This window comes from Ruminococcus sp. (assembly GCF_017650195.1).
Lineage (GTDB): Bacteria > Bacillota > Clostridia > Oscillospirales > Ruminococcaceae > Ruminococcus.
In genome coordinates, this window is sequence record NZ_JAGCFH010000074.1 from 1 (window position 1) to 5254 (window position 5254).

The window sequence follows — 5254 nt, forward strand, 5'->3', positions numbered from 1 at the left end:
GTTCATGAATGTTGAGTAGTTCATGCCGTTGAGCTTAGCAGCAGCAGAGATTCTTGTGATCCAGAGCTGTCTGAACTGTCTCTTCTTCTGCTTTCTTCCAATGTAAGCATAGTTACCAGACTTCATTACAGCCTGTTTAGCCATCTTGAAGTGCTTGCTCTTAGCGCCCCAGTAGCCCTTTGCGAGCTTTAATACTTTATTTCTTCTCTTACGAGTCATCATTGCACCTTTAATACGTGCCATAGTCTTTTACCTCCAAAATTAAAATTACGGGAATTAGCTCAAAACTTTGCGGAAAGCTCCGCCTTGATTACATATAAGGAACGAGCTTCTTGATTGTAGGAGCATTAGCGCTGCCTGCAACACCTGCAGTACGAGCTATTCTCTTGCGCTTTGTATCCTTCTGTGTAAGTCTGTGTCTCTTGTTAGTCTTCTGGTACTTTACCTTACCAGTTCCTGTGATCTTAAAACGCTTTTTAGCACCTGAGTGAGTTTTAACCTTAACCTTTGCCATTGTTAATATCCTCCTTGATTAAGAACAGGTCAGTTCTTATTTATTTGTTTTTGGATTAACGAACATTACTATGCTGCGTCCTTCCATTTTAGCCGGCTTATCAACAGTACCTGCGTCTGAAAGAGCTTCCTTGAAGCGATCGAGCAGTTCAGAGCCAAGTTCCGGATGAGCAATAGCTCTTTTACGGAATCTTACTGAAACTTTAAGTTTATCTCCGCTCTGTAAAAACTTGACAGCTTGATTGACCTTTGTTTCAAAGTCGTGAGTATCTATCGTTGAGAACATTCTTATCTCCTTGATAGAAACCACTTTCTGGTTCTTTCTTGCTTCCTTTTCACGTTTAGCCTGCTCAAAGCAATACTTTCCATAGTCCATGATTCGACATACGGGTGGTGTTGCCTGCGGAGCGATCTTAACTAAATCAAGATCCTGATCAAAGGCTAATTTCTGAGCATCCTTAGCGGACATCGTTCCAAGTTTAGTTCCATCAGCGTCGATTACGAGTATTTCTTTATCTCGGATATCTTCGTTGATCTGCAGTTCCTGTTTGCTAATCTTCAAGCACCTCCGGTTATAAAATAAAACAAAAGTGAGTGCGGAATTACCTGCACTCACTACAATACACGTATAAAGATAAATGAAAAATATCATGAATCCTTACTCACATATTGACCGTTTAAGCTTAGCCTCACGGTGAGAACGGGTAGTTCTGCTTTGTTTACTCAAATATTATATACTGTATCCCTGAAAATGTCAAGCGCGCTCTTCATTTTCGTCAGCATGTACAGCTAAACTCCTGCCAACCTCTTTAATTTTGTCCCATATGGCAAAACGAATCTCGTATTTTTCCGGCTCATACATAATATCCAGCTCTTCATTATCAAAGCATGCGAGCTCAGTCTGCTTATCATCTGTAACTTCAACCGCAGCCGGAACACAAAGCGAAGGATACATCACGCACCACCAGTTGTGTCCCTGAGCTGAACCTATATTTATTCTCAATGCACGATATTTCCCGGCAGGCATCGTAATATCACCGTACTGTCTGGCATCGAACTCGGCATCTGTTAACTGTGCTACTACATTCTTATTACATCCGTTAGCGCGAAGAACCGTCTGTGCAATTCGTTCTATATCTGCAAGCTTATCTTCCGCAATGCATTCAGCCTCCTCTTTACTTTCTGCTCCAGCAAGTATTCCGCTTTCAAGTAACGCGTCTCTTACAAAAAGCTTGAGCTGCTGATCATATTCGCTGTCCGAATCAGCTATTATATGAAGTCTGAGTACGCTCCCTCTAAGTCTCTCCAGAGCCATTCCGTCACTGATGAATCCGACTGTATTGGATATAAGTATTGTCAGGACAAGTGCCGATACAGATATAAGTTCAATTATTCTTCTCATCAATATCACCTCACAGGGCAGTATTGGCAAGTAGAATAAGTTTATTCGTACTGTTTAACCTTTTTGCTCTTTTTAAGCCTCTCTATATCCGGTTTTCTGACAAAATGCTCAACATACCCGCAATTACCACAAATATACCTGTCTACATCCACAGCGGAAAAAATGGTAACACCATACATAATATTGCTTCCTGAACCATATCCTCCAGTATATCCTTTTGCGTACAGAATATCATAGCTTCCACATTTAGGACAATGCTTTGAGTATTTCATAAACTGACTCCCCCTTTCTGAAGTCTGCTACATTTTATCACCTTTTTATCCTCGTTTCAATACTTTCATTTTTATTAGAACTGTGCTATATCAACAAAAAATATCATTTTAAATACGTCAATTTCCTATTTGAAACGATAGATTTTCCTGTAGCATTTCTCACCTTCTAGAGTTAATATGCCAAAAAGCAGGTATTATTTTCGAAAAATGTCATCATCTTAGTCTTTACCTTGATAAAGAAATGTTATAAAATCGTACAAAAAGGAGTTGATAAAATGAAGAAAACAGTTTTCGCTATTGCATCAACAATAATGATGACACTCTCATTGAGCATTAATCCTAAGGAGGTGATCTGTGCAACCGAGATGCAGTATGAATACACTATCATAAACAACCAAGCAACAATCACTGGATATAAGGGTAAACCAGTATATATAGATATCCCCGAAACCATAGAAGGATGCCAGGTTGTAGAGATTCGTGACAACGCTTTTTATGAGTGTTCAACTCTTAAGCACATTGACCTTCCTGAAACGATCCAAAAAATAGGACATCACAGTTTTTATGCATGTTCAGCGCTTGAAGATATAAGTATTCCTGATTCAGTAACAGATATCGGAATGGGATGTTTCTGTGGCTGCTCTGAATTAAACTCAGCAGCACTGCCAGAAACACTTACCGCTTTGCCTGAATCATGTTTTCGCAGCTGTATATCTCTTGTGAGTATCACTGTTCCTGAAGATGTTGAAAAAATCGGAGATTTTTGCTTTTCTGGCTGCACATCACTCAAAAACATTTCATTAGGAAACAAACTGATAAACATCGGAGACTGTTCATTCTACATGTGCTCTTCACTTAAAGGGATATATGTTCCACCTTCTGTAAGCAATATAGGGATATGCGCGTTAGGATATATCCCTGGTGAAAACGGAGCTGAAGTATCAGATATGTTTATGCTGCTAGGAGATGAAGATTCAGCTGTTCATACTTATGCCCGGGATAATCATATAACTTTTAATGATGCGTCTGATACTGTACAAGCATTCGCGATACAGCGCATCAGCGGAGAAAGAGTTCCGATCAGCATCCCCTCTGTCATAATCATAATCGTAATAATACTTACTGCTCTTGCAATAATTTTTTTCAAACGAAAAGACTTGTTAAGTTCAAAAGCTAAAATTAATATAAAAGGCCGAAAATGAGCAAAAAATAGCTTGCATTATTCTAAAAAACATGTTATTATTGTAACAGTATGTGGTTTTATAGCATAATGATTCGGTCAATAATTACTTGATTATATTTTTGGAGGGATAACCAATGCAAAAACTCAAAAGATCCATGGCTGCAATTACGTGTGCTGTCATGGCAGCAGTATCCGGAACAGGAACTTTTTTCTCGGATGCGGCTGACAAAGAAGCAGAGCAGCAATTCTGCGCTCCGATAAGTGAAGTCGTTACAGACTCTGGTCTCGATATCGACTACGCACGTGCACTTCAGTATTCGCTCTACTTTTACGACGCAAATATGTGCGGTGACACTGTAGATGCGGACTCTCGCCTATCATGGCGCGGCAACTGCCACACTTATGACGCTCATGTTCCTATGATCGAATGGGACAAGGAGGGCAACAAGAACAGCAAGGGCGGAACTAACCTATCCGCTGAATTCATGGCAAAGTACAAGGATGTCCTCGACCCAGACGGTGACGGAACAATAGACGTTGCCGGAGGTTTCCATGATGCAGGCGACCACGTTGAATTCGGTATGCCTGAAAACTACTCTGCAGCAACTCTGGGCTGGGGTTACTATGAATATCGTGATGTATTCAAGAAACTCGATCAGGATGCCCATATGGAGACTATCCTTCGTCATTTCAACGACTACCTCATGAAGTGTACTTTCCTCGACGAGGATGGTACTGTAATCGCACACTGCTATCAGGTTGGCGACGGTGGCATCGACCATGCTATATGGAACAGTCCGGAAGTCGATTCTATGCCTCGTCCCGCTTTCTTCCTGACAGCGGACAAGCCACAGACAGACTACGTCGTATCTGCATGTGCTTCGCTCGCAATTAACTACCTCAACTTCAAGGATACTGATGAAGAATACGCTGAAAAGTCTCTCAAATATGCTAAGGCTCTCTGGAAGTTTGCCAATGATAATCCCAAGGAACTTTCTGATAACGGAGACGGCCCAGGACAGTTCTATGGTTCCTCAAAGTGGGAAGATGATTACTGCTGGGCAGCAGCATGGATGTACATCGTAACCGGTGATGAATCATGCTTTGACTACGCTGTTGAGATATTTGATTATTACGCTCCCTCAGGATGGTGCTACTGCTGGAATGATATGTGGGCTGGTGCTGGTCTTATGTGGGCAGTTGTAAACCAGGAACATCCTGAACTCGATCTCGTTCAGAAGATAAGAGATGCTCAGGGCAAGAACAAATATGTTTTTGATGACTTCTGGGACAATGACTGTGTTGGTAAGTGCCTTGAAACATGGAAACAGGACGAAACCAAGCAGGGCTTCGCATGGCTTAATACATGGGGAAGCTGCCGATATAACACTGCAATGCAGCTGATATGCCTCCTCTATGATAAGTACAATAACGAAAACAAGCCAGGCGAATGGAGCAAATGGGCTAAGAAGCAGATGGATTATATCCTCGGTGACAACGACATCACATTCAAGGAAGAAGAAAAATACACCGTCCTTGCAGGCAAGAACGGTACTCACGGTCCTAGATGCTTCATCGTAGGATACAGCGATATTTCTGTAAAGAATCCACACCACCGTGCCGCTTCAGGACTCCTCATGGCTGAGGATCCACGTGAGCAGAAGCATATCCTCTGGGGTGCTCTCGCAGGCGGTCCAGATGCAAGTGACAGTCACGACGACGCTACAAAGGACTGGACAGAAAACGAAGTAACAATTGACTACAATGCATGCCTCCCAGCAGCGGCAGCAGGTCTCTACGCTTATTTCGGCACTGACGATATGGCTATAACTCCAAACTTCCCACCTGAGGACGAGAAACGAGTTTATGGAAGTGGTTCCAGCA

7 protein-coding genes are annotated in these 5254 nt (G+C 42.0%); 2 read left to right on the top strand and 5 right to left on the bottom strand.

Annotated features, from left to right (window positions below):
* The 5 genes from rplT to J6U00_RS03000 form a co-directional block, all read right to left on the bottom strand.
* On the bottom strand, positions 1 to 243 hold a 243-nt coding region (gene rplT, locus J6U00_RS02980; RefSeq protein ID WP_296578639.1), incomplete at its 3' end, for a 50S ribosomal protein L20.
* A gap of 67 nt (positions 244 to 310) precedes the next feature.
* Positions 311 to 514 (bottom strand): 50S ribosomal protein L35, encoded by a 204-nt coding sequence (rpmI, locus tag J6U00_RS02985; RefSeq protein WP_031561753.1) that lies wholly within the window; start codon positions 512 to 514, stop codon positions 311 to 313.
* A 36-nt stretch (positions 515 to 550) separates the two neighbouring features.
* The gene (infC, locus tag J6U00_RS02990) at positions 551 to 1075 is read right to left on the bottom strand and encodes a translation initiation factor IF-3 (protein WP_296578644.1); all 525 of its coding nucleotides are present in this window, start codon (positions 1073 to 1075) and stop codon (positions 551 to 553) included.
* 192 nt (positions 1076 to 1267) lie between these two features.
* Positions 1268 to 1915, bottom strand: coding sequence for a stage II sporulation protein R (locus tag J6U00_RS02995; protein WP_296578647.1), 648 nt, complete (start codon positions 1913 to 1915; stop codon positions 1268 to 1270).
* A 41-nt stretch (positions 1916 to 1956) separates the two neighbouring features.
* Positions 1957 to 2187, bottom strand: coding sequence for a hypothetical protein (locus J6U00_RS03000; protein WP_296578649.1), 231 nt, complete (start codon positions 2185 to 2187; stop codon positions 1957 to 1959).
* A 275-nt stretch (positions 2188 to 2462) separates the two neighbouring features.
* Here J6U00_RS03000 and J6U00_RS03005 point away from each other — a divergent pair, with 275 nt between their 5' ends.
* Positions 2463 to 3389 (top strand): leucine-rich repeat domain-containing protein, encoded by a 927-nt coding sequence (locus J6U00_RS03005; RefSeq protein WP_296578652.1) that lies wholly within the window; start codon positions 2463 to 2465, stop codon positions 3387 to 3389.
* 115 nt (positions 3390 to 3504) lie between these two features.
* Positions 3505 to 5254 (top strand): glycoside hydrolase family 9 protein (locus J6U00_RS03010; protein WP_296578654.1); only part of this gene is annotated, 1750 nt, incomplete at its 3' end.